The sequence below is a fragment of the Jiangella aurantiaca genome (assembly GCF_004349105.1).
In the GTDB taxonomy this organism is placed as follows: domain Bacteria; phylum Actinomycetota; class Actinomycetes; order Jiangellales; family Jiangellaceae; genus Jiangella; species Jiangella aurantiaca.
Genome location: NZ_SMLB01000041.1, coordinates 38,967 through 55,643 on the forward strand (window position 1 = coordinate 38,967; position 16,677 = coordinate 55,643).

Annotated in this window: 17 protein-coding genes, 1 pseudogene and 1 riboswitch; of the genes and pseudogenes, 6 read left to right on the forward strand and 12 right to left on the reverse strand. The window is 72.3% G+C overall.

Annotated elements, in window-relative coordinates; genetic code table 11:
* Nucleotides 1-11 precede the first annotated feature (11 nt).
* The 7 genes from E1262_RS22680 to E1262_RS22710 all read right to left on the reverse strand — a co-directional run bounded on the left by E1262_RS22680 (nucleotide 12) and on the right by E1262_RS22710 (nucleotide 8,993).
* Nucleotides 12-806, reverse strand: coding sequence for a glycerophosphodiester phosphodiesterase family protein (locus E1262_RS22680; protein WP_162606036.1), 795 nt, complete (start codon nucleotides 804-806; stop codon nucleotides 12-14).
* Nucleotides 807-967: 161 nt separating this feature from the next.
* A complete protein-coding gene (locus E1262_RS22685) occupies nucleotides 968-2,872 on the reverse strand; it encodes a Xaa-Pro dipeptidyl-peptidase (protein WP_203454223.1) in 1,905 nt (634 codons plus the stop codon).
* A gap of 170 nt (nucleotides 2,873-3,042) precedes the next feature.
* Entirely contained in the window at nucleotides 3,043-4,086 is a 1,044-nt protein-coding gene (locus E1262_RS22690; protein ID WP_132105886.1) for a 3-isopropylmalate dehydrogenase, read from the reverse strand.
* A gap of 426 nt (nucleotides 4,087-4,512) precedes the next feature.
* Nucleotides 4,513-6,102: a phosphoglycerate dehydrogenase gene (gene serA, locus E1262_RS22695; RefSeq protein ID WP_132105888.1), complete on the reverse strand. Its 1,590-nt coding sequence runs from the start codon at nucleotides 6,100-6,102 to the stop codon at nucleotides 4,513-4,515.
* Between the two features lie 134 nt (nucleotides 6,103-6,236).
* Nucleotides 6,237-6,920 (reverse strand): TenA family protein, encoded by a 684-nt coding sequence (locus E1262_RS22700; protein ID WP_132105890.1) that lies wholly within the window; start codon nucleotides 6,918-6,920, stop codon nucleotides 6,237-6,239.
* On the reverse strand, nucleotides 6,917-7,738 hold the full coding sequence (gene thiD, locus E1262_RS22705) for a bifunctional hydroxymethylpyrimidine kinase/phosphomethylpyrimidine kinase (RefSeq protein WP_132105892.1): 822 nt from the start codon (nucleotides 7,736-7,738) through the stop codon (nucleotides 6,917-6,919). Before thiD ends, E1262_RS22700 begins: the two co-directional genes overlap by 4 nt.
* A 54-nt stretch (nucleotides 7,739-7,792) precedes the next feature.
* Nucleotides 7,793-7,886: riboswitch (TPP riboswitch) on the reverse strand.
* A 12-nt stretch (nucleotides 7,887-7,898) separates the two neighbouring features.
* Nucleotides 7,899-8,993: an alpha/beta hydrolase family protein gene (locus tag E1262_RS22710; protein WP_203454224.1), complete on the reverse strand. Its 1,095-nt coding sequence runs from the start codon at nucleotides 8,991-8,993 to the stop codon at nucleotides 7,899-7,901.
* A 29-nt stretch (nucleotides 8,994-9,022) separates the two neighbouring features.
* On the opposite strand from E1262_RS22710, the gene E1262_RS22715 reads away from it, so the two are divergent.
* The gene (locus E1262_RS22715) at nucleotides 9,023-9,454 is read left to right on the forward strand and encodes a nitroreductase family deazaflavin-dependent oxidoreductase (protein WP_132105896.1); all 432 of its coding nucleotides are present in this window, start codon (nucleotides 9,023-9,025) and stop codon (nucleotides 9,452-9,454) included.
* A 59-nt stretch (nucleotides 9,455-9,513) separates the two neighbouring features.
* On the opposite strand, the gene E1262_RS22720 is transcribed toward E1262_RS22715, so the two are convergent.
* Nucleotides 9,514-10,116: a Clp protease N-terminal domain-containing protein gene (locus E1262_RS22720; protein WP_132105898.1), complete on the reverse strand. Its 603-nt coding sequence runs from the start codon at nucleotides 10,114-10,116 to the stop codon at nucleotides 9,514-9,516.
* Between the two features lie 2 nt (nucleotides 10,117-10,118).
* A complete protein-coding gene (locus E1262_RS22725; protein WP_119659484.1) occupies nucleotides 10,119-10,343 on the reverse strand; it encodes a hypothetical protein in 225 nt (74 codons plus the stop codon).
* 86 nt (nucleotides 10,344-10,429) lie between these two features.
* Here E1262_RS22725 and E1262_RS22730 point away from each other — a divergent pair, with 86 nt between their 5' ends.
* Nucleotides 10,430-11,083 carry a class I SAM-dependent DNA methyltransferase gene (locus E1262_RS22730; protein ID WP_132105900.1) on the forward strand — a complete coding sequence of 218 codons (654 nt, stop codon included), beginning with the start codon at nucleotides 10,430-10,432 and terminating at the stop codon, nucleotides 11,081-11,083.
* A gap of 13 nt (nucleotides 11,084-11,096) precedes the next feature.
* Here the strand turns inward: E1262_RS22730 and E1262_RS22735 are convergent, their stop codons facing one another.
* Entirely contained in the window at nucleotides 11,097-11,558 is a 462-nt protein-coding gene (locus E1262_RS22735) for a YdeI/OmpD-associated family protein (protein WP_132105902.1), read from the reverse strand.
* A gap of 51 nt (nucleotides 11,559-11,609) precedes the next feature.
* On the opposite strand from E1262_RS22735, the gene E1262_RS22740 reads away from it, so the two are divergent.
* The 3 genes from E1262_RS22740 to E1262_RS22755 all read left to right on the forward strand — a co-directional run bounded on the left by E1262_RS22740 (nucleotide 11,610) and on the right by E1262_RS22755 (nucleotide 14,179).
* Complete coding sequence (locus tag E1262_RS22740) at nucleotides 11,610-12,044, forward strand: TIGR03667 family PPOX class F420-dependent oxidoreductase (RefSeq protein ID WP_132105904.1); 435 nt, start codon at nucleotides 11,610-11,612, stop codon at nucleotides 12,042-12,044.
* Between the two features lie 333 nt (nucleotides 12,045-12,377).
* The gene (locus E1262_RS22750; protein WP_203454225.1) at nucleotides 12,378-13,076 is read left to right on the forward strand and encodes a hypothetical protein; all 699 of its coding nucleotides are present in this window, start codon (nucleotides 12,378-12,380) and stop codon (nucleotides 13,074-13,076) included.
* Between the two features lie 47 nt (nucleotides 13,077-13,123).
* Complete coding sequence (locus E1262_RS22755; RefSeq protein ID WP_132105905.1) at nucleotides 13,124-14,179, forward strand: iron-siderophore ABC transporter substrate-binding protein; 1,056 nt, start codon at nucleotides 13,124-13,126, stop codon at nucleotides 14,177-14,179.
* Here E1262_RS22755 and E1262_RS22760 read toward each other — a convergent pair.
* Entirely contained in the window at nucleotides 14,128-15,108 is a 981-nt protein-coding gene (locus E1262_RS22760) for an NAD(P)/FAD-dependent oxidoreductase (RefSeq protein WP_132105906.1), read from the reverse strand. The genes E1262_RS22755 and E1262_RS22760 overlap by 52 nt on opposite strands.
* 67 nt (nucleotides 15,109-15,175) lie before the next feature.
* Here E1262_RS22760 and E1262_RS22765 point away from each other — a divergent pair, with 67 nt between their 5' ends.
* Nucleotides 15,176-15,760 (forward strand): helix-turn-helix domain-containing protein, encoded by a 585-nt coding sequence (locus E1262_RS22765; protein ID WP_132105907.1) that lies wholly within the window; start codon nucleotides 15,176-15,178, stop codon nucleotides 15,758-15,760.
* Between the two features lie 15 nt (nucleotides 15,761-15,775).
* On the opposite strand, the pseudogene E1262_RS22770 reads toward E1262_RS22765, so the two are convergent.
* Nucleotides 15,776-16,633 (reverse strand): annotated as a pseudogene (locus tag E1262_RS22770) (outer membrane protein assembly factor BamB family protein); the annotation flags it as partial.
* Nucleotides 16,634-16,677: the final 44 nt, after the last annotated feature.

Here is a 16,677-nt window from a genome sequence, read left to right on the forward strand (position 1 = left end):
TCCAACCAACGCTACCGATCATCGCGTTCGGCGTAAACGGTGCGTGGCCAACGACCCTCGGCGATCATCACCTCCCGCAGCACGTCGGGCCGGTCGGTGATGATGCCGTCGACGCCGGCGCTGATCAGCCGATGCATCGTGGCAAGGTCGTCAACCGTCCAAACGATGAGGCGCAACCCCAGGTCATGGGCGCCTTCGACCAGACGGTCGATGAATATCGGGAGTCTACCCCAGCGCAACGGGACGTGCACGAAGCCCCCGTTGGCGAGCCGCCGCGGCGGCGCGACCCGCCCGTGCGAGCAGGCCAGCCACGACACCAGCGACCGCCAGCCCAGCGCGCACGACAGCCCCGGCCCCAGGTCGGCCCGCAGCGCCGCCAGCCAGCCGTCCCACGCCCCGGCGAGGCACACCCGCTCGACGGCGTTCGTGGCTCGCAGCACGCGCGACAGCGGCTCCAGCGCCGCCTCGTCCTTGACGTCGATGACGAACTTCGCGTCCGGGAACGCGGCCAGTACATCGTCCAGCCGGGCCACCGGCTCCGCGCCGAGCACCGTCAGCCGGCGGATCTCGTCCCATGTGCGCCGCTTCACCGGCCCCCGCCCGTCCGTCACCCGGCCCAGCCGCGCGTCGTGGAAGGCGAGGCAGACGCCGTCGGCCGTGATGCGGACGTCGGTCTCGAGGTACCGCAGCCCGAGAGCGTACGAGCGCTCGAACGCGGCCAGGGTGTTCTCGGCAGCCAGCCCCGCCCCACCCCTGTGGGCGATGGCCAGCACGTGCGGCTCCACTCCGTAACGAGTCAGGCTCACGGCCCTACGGTGACAGGCCCCAACGCGAAGATCGACGGCGAAGTGCCTGTTCGCGGCAGGGTTCACAGAAGGTTCACCGATGGGGCGACCACGGGTGGCCGCGCGGTCAGCGTGGGCCCGCGGGAGGGGTCGCGGGCCCACGCCGACGTCCTTGCGACGAGCTACTCCAGGCCGGCCGCCACGGCCGCCGTCCGGCCGCCGACGATCGGCAGCACGATGACGCTGCGCTCCGGCAGCACCGAGATGGTGGCGCGGTTCGGGTCGGCCTGGCTGCCGTAGTCGCGGTAGCTGCCGACGACGATGACGCCGATGCGGTGGCCCTCCGGGAACACGTAGTCCTCCGGCAGCAGCGGGAACTGCACGTCGTACGGCTTGCCCGGGATGAGCGGCGTGGGCGTGCTGTAGTCGTACAGGTTGACGCCGTCGATGATCCCCTTGGTCACGACCTCGCGCTGGGTGAGCGCGACCCGCTTGAGCACCTCCTTGTAGCAGGCGTCCTCGGCGTAGCCGCCCCACGTCGCCGTCGCGCCCCAGCAGTTCTGCTCGGTGCCCGTGAGCACGCCGTCGCCGGCGCGCTGGACCCGCTCGGCCGGCCCGTAGTCGACAAGGATCACGCCGAGGTTGGTGTCCGTCGTGTTCACCGTCGCGCCGAGCTTGAGCTCCGGCGTGCCGGAGATGTGCAGCGGCGCCTGGAGCGGCTCGGACAGATAGACCAGCCGGTTCGGCGTGACGGTCTCCTCGTTCGACACCATCGCGGTCTCCCGCTGAGCCGGGTCGTCGACGAAGCTCAGGACCGGGTCCGACGGACGGTTCGGCGTGACGGAGAGCCCACCCGCGGCGCCGGCGTTCGGCTGCAGCCACAGCCGGGTAGGCCGCGACCCCGGGATCGGCCAGTCGTTCGCCGTCTCCCACACATCCGGAGCGCGTTCGATGTCGACCATCGGCTCGTCCATGATCCCGTTGTCGACGTCCTGCAGCCAGTAGTCGAACCACTTGTGGATCTCGTCGACCCACGCGTCGCGGCGGAAGTCGAACGGGTCGACGTGGCCGGTCTGGGTCAGCCAGAGCTTGCGCGGGACGTCGTTCGCGGCGAGGCCGTACCACCACTTGCTGAAGTGGTCTGGGCGGACGTTCTCGTCGTTCAGGCCGTGGATGACGAAGACGCTGGCCTTGACCTTGTCCACGTCGCGGTTGTAATCGCGCACGTGCCAGAACGGGGTGTAGTCGCCGGTCTCATCGCCGTCGTTGGCCGACAGGAAGTCGCGCACCGGGCGGCAGTAGTCGCGGCGGTCCGGGTTGGTGACGATGTTGGCGAGGCTGGCGAGGTAGTTGTTGCCGCGCTGGATGACGCCGTTGCTGCGGGTGTAGTCGTAGTAGCTGGAGATCGCGCTGATCGGGACGATGGTCGTCAGCCCCTCGACGCCGGAGACCGCGGTGCCGTTGGCCAGCGTGCCGTCATAGGACTTGCCGATGAGCCCGGTCTTGCCGTTGTGCCAGTCGGCCACGACCTCGTCGCCGTCCTTGTCGACGCCGGTCGCCCGGCCGTTCAGCCAGTCGATGACCACCTTCGGCGACAGGTTGTCCGACGCGTCGTGCACCGTCGGGCAGCCGGTGGAGTTGTTCGTGCCGATCATGTCCATGAGGATCACGGCGTAGCCGCGCGGCACGAAGTAGTTGTCGTAGAAGAGTGGCCAGCGGTCCAGCAGTCCGTCGCCGTCCTGGTCGAGCTTCAGTTCCGACTCGTTGCCGCGGCCGAGCGTGGAGTAGTACGGACTCGGGTCCATGATCACCGGGACGTCGAGTCCCTGCTCGCTCGCCGCCGGCCGCATGATGTCGATCGCGACGATGTCGAGCTCGCCGTTCGCGTCGGAGTCGAACGGCGACGTGATGAAGACGCGCTCCCGGATCGCGTCGTCGTAACCGAAGACCGGCTGGGTCACGCCGTTCTCGACGACGATGCCGGGCTCGTCGTCGGCGGCGCCGGCGCCCACGCTGCTGGCGACCGCGGCGGTCGCTGTCAACGTGAGGGCGACGGGAACGGCGAGCAACCTGCGGGCTCTGACCACGTCTGTCTCCCATGTCCGGAGGGTCCGATCTGTGCCATGTCACATACAAGTGGGTGTGACAGAGCGTGTCAAGATCGGAGGGACCCGGCACGGGCGACGAAATGTGCTGGTGACGCCGCCCGCTCATCTCGTTGAGGAGGAGGCGGGCCGAGCGGCTCGCGCGTGAGGCGTCAGGCGGTGACGCGGGTTGCGAGGGCGTCGCCGACCTCTGCGGTGCGGCGCTTCGCCGTCCCGCGCTCTCCCAGGTCCGCCGCGACGGCGTCGACGATGCGCGCGGCCTGCTCGGACAGCCCGACGTGCTCGAGGAGCAGTCCCACCGACAGCACGGTGGCGGTCGGGTCGGCGATGCCCTGGCCGGCGATGTCCGGCGCCGATCCGTGCACGGGCTCGAACATCGACGGCGCGGTGCGGTCCGGGTTGACGTTGCCGCTGGCCGCGAGCCCGATGCCGCCGGTGATCGCGGCGGCGAGGTCGGTGAGGATGTCGCCGAACAGGTTGTCGGTGACGATGACATCGAACCGGCCGGGGTCGGTGACGAAGAAGATCGTCGCGGCGTCGACGTGCAGGTAGTCGACGGCGACCTCGGGGTACTCCTGGCCGACCCGCTCGACCGTCCGCCGCCACAGGTGACCGGCGTGCACCAGCACGTTGTGCTTGTGGACGTAGGTGAGCTTCTTGCGCGGCCGCGCCTGGGCGCGGCCGAACGCGTCGCGGACCACCCGCTCGACGCCGAACGCGGTGTTGACGCTGACCTCGTTGGCGATCTCGTGCGGCGTGCCGACCCGAAGGGCGCCGCCGTTGCCCACGTACGGCCCCTCGGTCCCCTCGCGGACGACGACGAAGTCGACCTCGCCGGGGTTCGCCAGCGGCGTCTCGACGCCGGGGAACACCCGCGACGGGCGCAGGTTCACGTAGTGGTCCAGTTCGAACCGCAACTTGAGCAGCAGTCCCCGCTCCAGTACGCCGCTCGGCACGTTCGGGTCACCCACGGCGCCGAGCAGGATCGCGTCGTGGCCGCGCAGCTCCTCGAGGACGGAGTCGGGCAGCGTCTCACCGGTCGCGTGCCAGCGCTTGGCGCCCAGATCGTAGGTGGTGGTGCCGACCTTGACGTCCGTGCCGGCCAGCACGGCGTCGAGCACCTTCAGGCCCTCGGCGACGACCTCGGTACCGATCCCGTCACCCGGGATGACTGCCAGGTTGAGACTGCGCGACATGGCCACACCGTACGACCGTCGTCCACATGATGGCACCCACGTCCCGCGATTCGGACGCGGTGCGCGTCGACCGAGGTCAGCGGGCGCTTACAGCGAGGTCCCGTCGGCCGTACTCGCCGCCGTTGTCGCGACGGTCGATGGCCTCCTGCAACGCGTGCCGGGCCTGCTGAGCCTGCTGCTGTTCCTCTGTCATGGTGCACTCCACAGATTTACTCGGTCGTCCAAGCATATGGAGCGCCGCGACGGCCGTCTCGCGTTATGGCGGACCATCTCAGGCTTCGAGACGGGATGCACGAACTCAACGATCGCCCACATCACGAGGATTACCCGAGCCTCAACACGCCTGCAGGCGTGTTGACGCAGCAGAAAACCTCATGATGGCCCCGAATCCCGGCGCGACGGGAATTCGGGACCTGCGGAAGAGCCTCAGCCGTCGAGGTCGACGGTCCGGCCCCACTCGGCGCCGATGGCGGCGACGATGTCGTCGAGCACCTGGCCGGGGATGGCCTGGTCGACGGTCATGGCGACGAGCGCGTTGCCGCCCTTGCTCGACCGGCTGACCTGCATGCCGGCGATGTTGACGTCGGCCTCGCCGAGCACCCGCCCGACGGTGCCGACGACGCCCGGCCGGTCGGTGTAGCGCAGGAACGCCATGTGCTCGGCCGGCACCACCTCGATGTCGTAACCCAGCACCTCGACGATCTTCTCGACGTGCTTGGGGCCGGACAGCGTGCCCGACACCGACACCGAGCGGCCGTCGGCCAGCACGCCGCGCAACGTCACCAGGTTGCGGTAGTCGTCCGACTCCTCGTCGGTGACCAGCCGGACCTCGACGCCGCGGTCAGCGGCGATGACCGGGGCGTTGACGTAGGAGACCGGGTCCTCGACGACGTCGGCGAAGACCCCCTTCAGAGCGGCCAACTCGAGGATCTTCACGTCGTTCGCGGTGATCTCACCGCGGACCTCGACGTCCAGCTGGGTCGCGACGCCGCCGGCCAGCGCGGTGAAGATGCGGCCGAGCTTCTCGGCCAGCGGGATACCGGGCCGGACGTCCTCGGCGATGGCACCGCCCTTGACGTTGACGGCGTCGGGCACCAGCTCGCCGGCCAGCGCGAGACGCACGGAACGAGCGACCGACACACCGGCCTTCTCCTGCGCCTCCTCGGTCGACGCGCCGAGGTGCGGGGTGACGACGACCGACTCGAAGTCGAACAGCGGCGACTCGGTGGTCGGCTCGGACGCGAACACGTCGATGCCGGCGCCGGCGACCCGGCCCTCCTTGAGCGCCAGGGCGAGCGCGTGCTCGTCGACGATGCCGCCACGCGCGGCGTTGATGATGCGCACCGACGGCTTCACCTTGCGCAGCGCCTGCTCGCCGATGAGGCCGACGGTCTCGGGCGTCTTGGGCAGGTGGACGGTGATGAAGTCGCTCTCCTCGAGCAGCTGGTCGAGCGACACGCTGTGCACGCCCATCTGCGCGGCCCGGGCGGCCGGCACATAGGGATCGTAGGCGATGACGTTCATGCCGAACGACGACAGGCGCTGCGCGACGAGGACGCCGATGCGGCCGAGGCCGACGATGCCGACGGTCTTCTCGTACAGCTCCACACCGGAGTACTTGCTGCGCTTCCACTCGCCACCCTTGAGCGCCTGGTTGGCCGGGGCGATGTTGCGGGCGGTGGACAGCAGCAGGCCGACGGCCAGCTCCGCGGCGCTCGTGATGTTCGACGTGGGCGCGTTGACGACCATGACGCCGGCCTGGGTGGCGGCCTTGACGTCGACGTTGTCGAGGCCGACGCCGGCGCGGGCGATGACCTTCAGCTTCTTGGCGGCGGCGATGGCCTCGGCGTCGACCTTGGTGGCGCTGCGGACCAGGATCGCGTCGACGTCGGTGATGGCCGGCAGCAGGGCCGCGCGGTCGGCGCCGTCCACCGTCCGGATCTCGAAGTCGGGCCCGAGCGCGTCGACGGTGGCGGGCGAGAGCTCTTCGGCGATGAGTACGACGGGCTTGGTCACGGTGGTCTAAACCTCCGGGGTGTCGGGCGAGGTGTGACGAGCGCGACACTGGGCCCGGGTGCGACCGAGTGTAACGCCACGTAAACCCAATTCGCACCCACCGGACGTACGGTGGTCGGTTCGTTGCGTTTAGGTTACGTAGGGTCCGGCCACGTCTCCCCACGCCAGGCCGCATCCCAGAACATCCACTCGAACCGGGTCGCGCGCGCGTAGGCGTCGTGCATCGCCGCGACGGTGCCCGGGTGCCGCTCGGCCTGTTCGTCGGCGAACGACTCCGCCCTGCGGGTGTCGGCCTCGAACACGGGGTCGCCGTACGTGCGTAGCCAGGCCTCGTACGGATGGTTCTCCCCGCTGGGGCGGTCGGACAGGACGGGGACCAGCTCGCGCCCGACCTCGGTGTAGACGCGGAAGCACGGCAGCAGCCCGGCCAGCGCGACCCCGGCGGGCGCCAGCGCGGCGTCGGCCTGCAGCGTGTTGACGTAGGCCAGGCAGGTCGGCGTCGGCTCCACATCGCCGACGGCGTCCGCGAGGGTCAGCCCGGCCTCGGCGAGCAGCGCCTCGTGCAGGAGCCGCTCGGCGTCGACGGCGCCGGCGGCGAACCGGGCCAGCACCGCCGCCTGCTCCGCCTCCGGCCAGCGGGCCGCCGTCGTCGCCAGAGCGCGGGCGTAACGGGACAGGTAGTGCGCGTCGTCGGCGATGTAGCGGAGGAACACCTTGCGCTCCAGCGTCCCGTCGGCCAGGCCGGCGAGGAACGGGTGGGCGCGGATGGCGTCGTACCAGGGAGCGGCCGCGGCCCAGGCGTCGGCGGAGAAGCTCATGCGCGTTCCCCCTCAGACGGCGCCGGCGTCCACCAGGCGTGGAAATGGTGCACGGGACCGTGGCCGGCGCCGACGTGCAACTGGTCGCCGGCGAGCAGGGCGTCGGTGAGGTAGGTCTTCGCCGCCTGGACGGACTCGCGCAGCGGCCGCCTGTGTCCCAGCCCGACGGCGATCGCCGACGACAGCGTGCAGCCGGTGCCGTGCGTGTTCGCCGTCGGGACCCGCGGCACCCGCAGCTCCAGCACACCGTCGTCGTCGGCCAGCACGTCGGTGGCGTCCGGCCCGGGCGCGTGCCCGCCCTTGACCAGCGCCGCCGGGCCCTTGGCGTGCAGCTCGGTTGCGGCGTCGGCGGCCTCCTCGGGCGCGACGGCGGGCAGCCCGAGCAGCGCCGCGGCCTCCGGCAGGTTCGGCGTGACGACGCTGGCCAGCGGCAGCAGCCGGTTGCGGATCGCCTCGACGGTCGCGTCGTCGACCAGCCGGTCCCCCGACGTCGCGACCATGACGGGGTCGACGACGAGGTGGCGGACTCCGTGCCGGCGGGCTGCGTCGGCGACCGCCTCGACGACGTCCGGGCTGCCCAGCATGCCGGTCTTGACCGCCGCCACGTCGAGGTCGGCGAAGAGCGCGTCCAGCTGCTCGGTCACGAACGAGCCGGGCACCGGGAGGACGCCGGTCACGCCGCGGGTGTTCTGCGCTGTCAGCGCCGTGAGCACCGCGCCGCCGTACGCGCCCAGTGCCGAGAACGTCTTGAGGTCGGCCTGGATGCCCGCGCCGCCGGACGGGTCGGATCCCGCCACCGTGATGATCGTGGGTGTCATGTGTCGCCGTCAGCTCCTCTCGCCGGGGAGGGAGCACGACGACGCCGGCCACTGCCGCCGTCACCGTCGGTCTCCCTGCGCCGGCATGACCCGGATCAGGTTCGGCGGGTGTGATCTCAGCCCACGCGGGGCACCCCGGCCGATCGGTTCTGCCGCCACCTTACCCGGCGGTGAGATGCTCCGCGAAGAAGGCGGCCGACCTTTCGATCGACAGCTGCCAGCCCGCCTCGAACGCGTGCGGCTCGCCCTCGTAGAGCTGCAGCGTGACGTCCTTGCCGGCGGCCCGCAGCGCGGCGTCGGTGTCGTGGGCCCACTGCGGCGGGCAGGTCTCGTCGGCGGTGCCGTGGTGGATGAGCAGCGGCTCGGTGACCCGGTCGAGAAACGTCACCGGTGAGACGTCGCGCCAGAACGCCGGGTTCTCCTCCGGCGCGCCATAGGCGGCGACGATCTCGGCGGTGAGGTCTTCCGTGCCCGGCCGGCCGCGGATCCAGCGGTCGAAGTTCTGGACGGCGTTCGAGCTCACCGACGCGTAGATCACCGCGGCGTCGACCAGTCCCGGCTGGACGACCAGCGTGTTCAGCGTGACGCCGCCGCCCATCGACCGGCCGAGCAGGCCGACCCGCTCGCCGTCCAGCTGCGGGATGTGGGAGGCCGCCCGCACCGCCAGCACCGCGTTGACGACGTCCTCGGTGTAGCCGAGCCGCAGCCGCACCTCGTTCGCGGGGTCGTCGTCGGAGCCGGCGTGGTTGCGGTAGTCGGTGTGCAGGACGGCGTAGCCCTGGCGGGCGAGGTAGTCCTGCTCGCGGCGCAGTCCGCGGCCGGTCGTATAGATGTCCGGGTCGATGTAGCCGTGCGCGAGGACGAGAACGGGGAGCGGGCCGTTGCCGGCGGGGAGGTTGAGGATGCCGCTGATGGTCAGGCCGCTGCTGCGGTAGGTGACGGCATACCGCGTGTAGGCGTCCGTGGTCTCCAGCACCTCGCCGAGCCGCAGGTCGCCGCCGTCGTACCGCTGGTGCATGAGCGCCGGCAGCGAGACGTGGTGTGGCGGGGTCGGTGTGGGCGTCGGGCTCGGCGTGGGTGATGGCGTCGGTGATGGCGTGGGCGACGGGGTCGGCGTCGGCGCGGCGGCCGGCGCGCTGGTACCCGACGAGGCCGGGCTGGGCGGGCCGCCGAGCTGGTCGCCGTCGTCGCCGGAGCAGGCGGCCAGCAGCAGCGCCGCGGCGGCCGCCGTCGCCGTCAGCCGGGACCTGAACACGTGGCCCATTCTCCCCGCATGATGGAGGCATGGCGCGGACGTATCGCACGACCCTGGCCCGGCGCATCGGCAACGCGGCCATCGCGACGGCGTTGAAGGCAGGGCTGGTGCCGCCGTACGCCCTGCTCACGGTGCGCGGGCGGAAGTCCGGCCGGCCGCGGACCACTCCCGTGCGGGTGATGACGCACGGCGGCCGGCGCTACCTCGTCGCGCCGTACGGCGACGTCGCGTGGGCGCGCAACGCCCGGGAGGCCGGCGAGGTGTCGCTGCGCCGCGGCCGCAACCGCGCCTCATACGCCGTCGTCGAGTGCGGTCCCGACGAGGCCGGCCCGGTGCTCAAGGCGTACCTACGGGTCGAGCCGATCACCCGTCCGTACTTCGACGCCCGCCCGTCCGACCCGCCGGCGGCGTTCGCGGCGGAGGCCGGCCGGCACCCCGTCTTCCGGCTGGAGCCGCGCTAGTTCCTTTCCCTTGTGCGGCTCGCGGCCCGCCTGAGACCTCGCGGTCGGCTTGCGGCCAATCAGGCCGCCTTGCGGAGGTCGGCCAGCACCTGCTCGCGGACGGCGCGTGGCTGGATGCCGAGCCGGTCGAACACCGCCGTCGTCTGCTGGTCGTCGCTGCGCAGCAGGCCGAGCAGGATGTGCTGCGTCCCGATCGAGTTGTCCTTGCGGGCCAGCGCCTCGCGCAGCGACAGCTCCAGCGCCTTCTTCGCCCGCGGCGCGAACGGGAGGTGCCCAGGCCCGCGGTCAGTCCGCTTGCGGCGGAAGACGCCGAACCGCTTGCCGCGGCCGGACGCCAGCGGCGCGTCGAGGGCGCCCTCGCCGAACGCCCGCTCGGCGCGCCGGCGCACCTCGTCGAGGTCGATGCCGAACGCCTTCAGCGCCTCGGTGTCCTCGTCGCCGAGCCGGTCTCCGCCGTCTCCCGCGACGGCGACCACCGCCTCGCGGCCGCGCTCGGCCGTCACGCCGAGCCGGGTCAGCGTCGCCACACCCGGCGCATCGGGCGCGGCGAGCAGCGACAGCAGCACGTGCTCGGTGCCGATCCAGCCGTGCCGCAGCTCGCGGGCCTCCTTCTGGGCCCCGATGACGACATCACGGGCCTCTCGGGTGAACCGCTCGAACATCCTTACCTCCTCGCGTGCTTCTTGTGCACGGCCTGTCTGCTGACGCCGAGGGCGGCCCCGATCTCCTCCCAGGACCAGCCCTGGCGGCGGGCGCTCTCGACCTGCAGCGCCTCGAGCCGCTCCACCAGCCGGCGCAGCGCGGCGACCGCCCGCAAGCCGACCCTCGGGTCGGCATCGACGGCCCCGGTCGCGGCGTCGACCGCCTCTCGTGCCTCCGATCCGGTCATGCTGTCAACATAAGCTGACAGCCGTAGGCGTGTCAACTCATGTTGACGAGGTCGGTTGTCGGTGGCCGCCGATACGGTCGCAAGGCATGATCGAACCCGACTTCGTCACCGCCACCCGCACCGCCTACGACACGGTCGCCGTGTCCTACGCCGAGGTCCTGCGCGACCACCTCGCCGGCGAGCCGTTCGACCGCGCGATGCTCGACGCGTTCACGTCGCTGGTCGGCACCGGAACCGGGCCGGTCGTCGAGGTCGGGTGCGGCCCGGGCCGCATCACCGGCTACCTGCACGGCCTCGGCCTCGACATCTCCGGCGTCGATCTGTCGCCGGCGATGATCGAGGTCGCCCGCGCCGCCCACCCCGGCGTCCGGTTCACGGTCGGCTCGATGATGGCCCTCGACGTCCCCGACGGCGCCCTGGCCGGGCTGGTCGCGTGGTACTCGATCATCCACACGCCGCCCGAGCTGCTCCCCGGCGTCTTCGCCGAGTTCCGCCGCGTCTTGCACGACGGCGGCCGGCTGCTGCTCGCCTTCCAGGTCGGGGACGAGCGGGTGCGGGTGGAGCAGGCGTACGGGCACTCCGTCGCGGTCGACGCGTACCGGCTGCCGCCCGACCACATCGCCGAGCTGCTCGCCGGCGCCGGCTTCGCCGTCGAGGGGCGGCTCGTCCGGGCGGCCCGGCCGCCGGAGAAGACGCCGCAGGCCTACCTGCTGGCGAAGGCGGAGGCGGCGGTGCCCTGACGCACTACGCGCCTCAGGGGGTCGGCTCGCCGCCCGTGATCATCCGGGCCGCCTTCGCGGCGCGGTCGTCGCGGGTCTGCTGCTTCTTGCCCTCGGCCACCCAGTCGGCGTAGCGCTTGCGGTGCGAGAACGGCATCGCCTCGTACGTCCGCAGCGCCGCCTGGTCGGCCGCGAGCGCGGCGCTCAGCTCGCGCGGCACGTCGACGACGCGCGGTTCGTCGTCCGGCTCGATCGCGACGTGCACGGTGTCGCCGACGTCGACGCCGAGCTCGGCGCGCTGGGCCTTGGGCAGGCCGATCCACCCGGCGCCGCCGTAGACGGCGACCGTCGTGCGGAACGCCGGCGCGCCGTTGACGGACACCCGGACCGGGGCGCGGGCCTTGCCGTACGCCTCCTTCGGGTCGAACGGCAGCGCGAAGCCGCCGCCCGGGCCGTCGTCGCCGATGAGCTCCGCGTCGAACTCCGCCGTCGCCATGCCGCCATTGTGCGCCCGGATCTGTCGGCGGGCACGCCTAGTCTCGGCACCATGACCGACAACGGCGTCTTCCCCTCCACCGACACCCCGTTCGGGCGGCGCGTGCACGAGCGACTCCGCGACGACCGCGTTCTGTGGCTGACCGTGGTTGCCCCCAGCGGCACGCCGCAGCCGAACCCGGTCTGGTTCGTCCGTGTTGGCGACGACATCGTCGTCTACAACGACCGGCACGCCGCGCGGCTGGACTGGCTCGACGAGCGGCCGCGGGTGGCGCTGCACCTGAACAGCGACCCCGACGGCGGCGACGTCGTCGTGCTGACCGGCCGGGCCGAGCTCCGCGAGGACATCCCGCCGGCACACGAGTCGCCCGAGTACGTCGCCAAGTACGGCCCTGACATGGTCCGCGTCAGCGGCAGCGCCGAGGAGTTCGTCCGCCAGTACTCCGTCGCGGCCGTCATCCGCATCGACCACATCCGCGGGTACTGAGGGCGGCCATCACGGACGCCGCGCGGCTTCCCTGCGCCGGCCGTCCACCGGGTCACTGGTCCGGACCTCGTGCTCGACCGGCTCACCGGCCCGACCCTCCGCCAGGCGCTGCTCGACTCAGCACCGGCGCCGCTCGCCGCCGCACCTGGCCGGGCCGTTCCGGGCCGCCGTCGGCGGCGCGCCGGTCGATCACCTCGACGCCGCGACGGCCCGGCACGCCTCCTGACCACCCCCTTCCGCCGGCGAAAGCACGACACAAAGCAGTGGAATCCAGGCGTGAACAGGAGCAAGATGGTGAGCACACAACCCGCCGAAGACTCTCGGGGTGCATCCATGTCCGGTCTCCACAACGACGCACCCGGCATGCTGCCGGTGCTCTCGAAGGGCAAACACCGCAATGCACGCAAGGGCGCGTGCTTCATGGAATTCGCGTCCTACCTCGCCGGCGAGCGCTGGAGCGACCACCCGTCCTGCACGCATCCGCTGCTGGCCGCGGTCGCCAGGCTGGTGAACGACGCCATCTCCGACGAGCGCCGGCCGGGGCTGGCACCGCTGGTCCCCATGGTCATCGGGGTCGACTCCGACGACCCGCGCATGGACGTCCACATCACGCTACGGGTCGCGGCGACGGCACTGCCGGTCGCCTCTGCGGAGCGCCAGCGGGTGCTGGCCGTCGCGCTGTTGTCGGCCGAGCGCATCCTCGACGAGCTCGACCACCGGCCGCCCGGCACGCTCACCGAGCGCAGCCGCGAGGCGCTGGCCAAGGTCCCGGTGGCGGCCAGGTGGGCGTACGACTTCGCCGAGGGCGAGCAGACCACGATGAAGGGGTTCCAGCGCTACGCGGCACCGACGGCGGTCCGCTGCGCGGTCGAGGGCGTCGCCAACGCCTGCGTCGCCGACCCCGACGCGCTGCTGCACGAGCTGCTCGAGCTGACCATCGCCGACTGCGCTCGCCTGGTCGAGCCCCGGGGCAGCACCGACCCGGCACGCTGGGCCGACGCCTGCCGGCTCACCGGCACGGTCAGGGTCTGACCGGACCCGGCGCGAGAACTTAGGTTTGCCTGAGCTAACTTAGCCGGGTGAGTTCTCGACTCAGGCCCACGTTCCTGCTCGTCGCGCTGCTCGGAGCCGCGGCCCTCGCGGGCTGCGGCTCCGGCGCCGACAGCTCCGATGACGACTCCGGCGACACCACCGGCAGCGCCGCGGCCGCCGACGACGCCGCCTTCCCGGTGACGATCAAGCACGCGCTCGGCGAGGCCACCATCGAGGAGGCGCCCGAACGCGTCGTCACGTGGGGGCCGTCCAACCAGGATTCCGTGCTCGCGCTCGGCGTCACGCCGGTGGCGATGCCGTTCTTCGACTACGGCGGCGACGACGAGGGCGTGCTGCCGTGGGTGCGCGAGGCCCTGGGCGACGCCGACCTGCCGGAGCTGCTGCCCAACGCCGCCGGCGAGGAGATCCCATACGAGGCGATCGCCGAGGCGCAGCCCGACGTCATCCTCGCCGTCTACTCCGGGCTCACGCAGGAGGAGTACGACACGCTCAGCGCCATCGCGCCCACCGTCGCTTATCCGGACGCGCCGTGGAGCACGCCGTGGCAGGAGCAGACCCGGGTGATCGGGCAGGCGCTCGGCCGCTCCGCCGAGGCCGAGCAGCTGGTCACCGCGACCGAGGAGTACCTTGCCACGCGCACCGACGAGTACCCGGAGCTGGCCGGCGCGACCTTCGCCTACGGGGCCGAGGACGGCGCGCAGCTCGCGCTCTACACGTCCGACGACGTGCGCGTACGGCTGCTCACCGACCTCGGCATGACGCTGGCGCCGTACGTCGACGAGCACGCGGAGGGCGACGGCGTCTACTACTACGTCTCACCGGAGCTGGCCGGCGACATCGAGTCCGACGTGTTCGTCGCCTGGTTCAACGACCAGGCCGCGGCCGACGTGTTCGCGGCCAACCCGGCGTACGCGCAGATCCCGGCGGTGGCGGCGGGCGCGTTCGCCCCGATCGCCGGCGAGGATTACGTGACCGCCAGCTCGGCGCCGTCGGTGCTGTCGATCCCGTGGATGCTCGACGAGTACCTGCCTCAGCTGGCCGACGCGGTGACCGCCTCGGGTGCCTCGGCGACCGGCGAGTAGACGCCCGCGGCGGCGAGATCGAAGTTGATCAGCGCCGCGGCGTCCACCCCGGCGGCGGCCGACTTGATCACCGTCGCGTAGCCGTCGGCGACGTTGCCGGCCGCCCAGATGCCGGGCACCGCCGTCTCGCCCGTCGGGTCGACGGACAGGGCGGTGCCGATGACCATGCCGCCGCGCTCCACCTCCACCGGCTCCAGGCCGAGGCCCGCGACCATGCCCGCCCGGGCGATCGGCTTAGGCTGCACGACGACGGCGCCCATGGGGACGACGAGGCCGCCCTCGAGCTCGACCCCGGTGATGGCGTCTTCCTCGATGCGCAGCGCCGCAACCGTCCCCTCGACGACCCGGACGCCGCGCGCGGCGAGGTCGGCCAGTTGCTCGTCGCCCAGCTCAGCGGCGGCGGTGTGCGCGAACAGCGTCACGTCCGCGGACCACTGCCGGAACAGCTGCGCCTGGTGCACGGCGCCGGCCGAGGTCGCCAGGATGCCGATCGGCCGGTCGCGCACCTCCCAGCCGTGGCAGTACGGGCAGTGGATGACGTCCCGGCCCCACCGCTCGCGCAGGCCGGGGACGTCCGGCAGGTCGTCGACGGCACCGGTGGCCAGCAGGATCCGCCGAGCCCGCACCTCGTCGCCGTCCTCGAGCCGGATGATGAAGTCGCCGGCCGCGCCGGTCACCTCCGCCACGGCCCCCGCGCGGATCTCGCCGCCGTAGCCCTCGATCTCGCCCCGGCCGATCCGGTACAGCTCGCCCGGCGCCGTGCCCTCGCGGCCGAGGTAGTTGTGCACACCACCGGCGGGCGCGTTGCGCTGCGCCCCAGCGTCGATCACCAGCACCGACCGCCGCGCCCGCGACAGCGTCAACGCCCCGCTCAGCCCGGCCGGGCCGCCGCCGATCACCACCACGTCGTAACCGTTCTCATCAGTCATACCGTCAGAGTGCGCGCATCACCCCATGGGCGGCAAGGTTCGTTGCCGATCTGGCAAACTCGTCGGCATGGAGGACGAGTCGCTCGGCCAGGTGCTCGACGCGGTCGGGCCGCGGCTGCGTGAGCTGCGCCAGCAGCGCGGCGTCACCCTGGCCCAGCTGTCGGAGAGCACGGGCATCTCGGTGAGCACGCTGTCGCGGCTGGAGTCGGGCGGACGGCGGCCGACGCTGGAGCTGCTGCTGCCGATCGCGCGGGCGCACCGTGTCCCGCTGGACCAGTTGGTCGACGCGCCGGGGACCGGCGACCCGCGGCTGCGGCTGCGCTCGTTCGAGCGCAACGGGATCACCTACGTGCCGCTGTCCCGGCGGCCGGGTGGCCTCCAGGCGTACAAGCAGATCTTCCCGCCGGGCGTCCCGTCGCCGGAGCTGGAGCAGCGCTCGCACGAGGGCTACGAGTGGATGTACGTGCTGTCCGGCCGCATCCGGCTGCGGCTCGGCCCGCACGACGTCACGCTGAAGGCCGGCGAGGTGGCCGAGTTCGACACTCACGTGCCGCATTGGTTCGGCAACCCCGGCCCGGGGCCGGCCGAGGTGATCAGCCTCTACGGCCCGCAGGGCGAGCGCCTGCACGTGCGCGCCCGCCCCAAGCACTGATCGGCGCGGCCGCGCTCACGGCAGGTCGATGCCGTGCAGGCCGCCGTCCTGGTCGCCGAAGACGAGGACCCCGTCGACGACGACCGGGGTGCTGAAGGTGTTCGCCGGGCCGGTCTGCAGCCGGTGCGCGATGGCCCCGGTCGCGACGTCGACGCCACCCAGCAGCCCGGTGGTCGCGACCACCCAGGCGGTGCCGCCGGCGATCGCCGGGCCGGTGTTCAGCGTGCGCGCGCCCAGTTCGGCGTACCAGCGCCGCGTCCCCGTCGCCGGGTCGACGAGCTGGAACCGGCCCCACTCGTCGACCAGCAGCAGCCCATGCTCGGTCAGCCCGGACGGCGGGTACATGCAGCCGCTGGCCACCTGCCAGCGCAGCACACCGGTCGCGGCGTCGACGGCGAACGTGCTGGACACCGTCGCGAACAGCACGAGGCCGCCGGGCAGCAGCTCGACGGTGTCGTCCCAGGCGCCGTAGAGCAGCCGGCCGTACGTGTTCGTCCGCGACGTCGTGCTGAACCGCCACAGCCGCTCACCCGTGACCGCGTCGAACGCGTACGCGTATCCGTCGCCGCTGCCGGCGTAGACGCGCGTCCCGTCGCAGGCGGCCCGGCCGGCGAAGAACCCGCCCAGGTCGGCCCGCCACAGCTCGGCACCGTCCGCGGCGGCGACGGCGTACAGCGTGCGGCCGGCAGAGAACACCACGGCCGGCGTCGATCCGAGCGTCGTCAGCAGCGGCGCGGACAGCACCGGCGCGCCGGCGTCGGCGCTCCACCGCTCCGCGCCGTCCGCGGCGGCCAGGGCGTACAGCCGGTGGTCCGCCGACGGCACGAACACGGTCTCCTCGGTGACGGCGGACGCGCGCAGCACCGGTCCGACGGACGCGGTCCAGCGCGGCCGCCGTCACCGAGGAGACCGTGTTC

Bases quoted from the DNA above. Each gene is read 5' to 3' on its own strand.
- E1262_RS22725 (WP_119659484.1), bottom strand. From the start codon at position 10,343: ATGACCGGATCGGAGGCACGAGAGGCGGTCGACGCCGCGACCGGGGCC.
- E1262_RS22750 (WP_203454225.1), top strand. From the start codon at position 12,378: ATGTCCGGTCTCCACAACGACGCACCCGGCATGCTGCCGGTGCTCTCG.
- E1262_RS22760 (WP_132105906.1), bottom strand. From the start codon at position 15,108: ATGACTGATGAGAACGGTTACGACGTGGTGGTGATCGGCGGCGGCCCG.
- E1262_RS22740 (WP_132105904.1), top strand. From the start codon at position 11,610: ATGACCGACAACGGCGTCTTCCCCTCCACCGACACCCCGTTCGGGCGG.
- thiD (WP_132105892.1), bottom strand. From the start codon at position 7,738: ATGACACCCACGATCATCACGGTGGCGGGATCCGACCCGTCCGGCGGC.
- E1262_RS22715 (WP_132105896.1), top strand. From the start codon at position 9,023: ATGGCGCGGACGTATCGCACGACCCTGGCCCGGCGCATCGGCAACGCG.
- E1262_RS22690 (WP_132105886.1), bottom strand. From the start codon at position 4,086: ATGTCGCGCAGTCTCAACCTGGCAGTCATCCCGGGTGACGGGATCGGT.
- E1262_RS22700 (WP_132105890.1), bottom strand. From the start codon at position 6,920: ATGAGCTTCTCCGCCGACGCCTGGGCCGCGGCCGCTCCCTGGTACGAC.
- E1262_RS22730 (WP_132105900.1), top strand. From the start codon at position 10,430: ATGATCGAACCCGACTTCGTCACCGCCACCCGCACCGCCTACGACACG.
- E1262_RS22765 (WP_132105907.1), top strand. From the start codon at position 15,176: ATGGAGGACGAGTCGCTCGGCCAGGTGCTCGACGCGGTCGGGCCGCGG.
- E1262_RS22720 (WP_132105898.1), bottom strand. From the start codon at position 10,116: ATGTTCGAGCGGTTCACCCGAGAGGCCCGTGATGTCGTCATCGGGGCC.
- E1262_RS22735 (WP_132105902.1), bottom strand. From the start codon at position 11,558: ATGGCGACGGCGGAGTTCGACGCGGAGCTCATCGGCGACGACGGCCCG.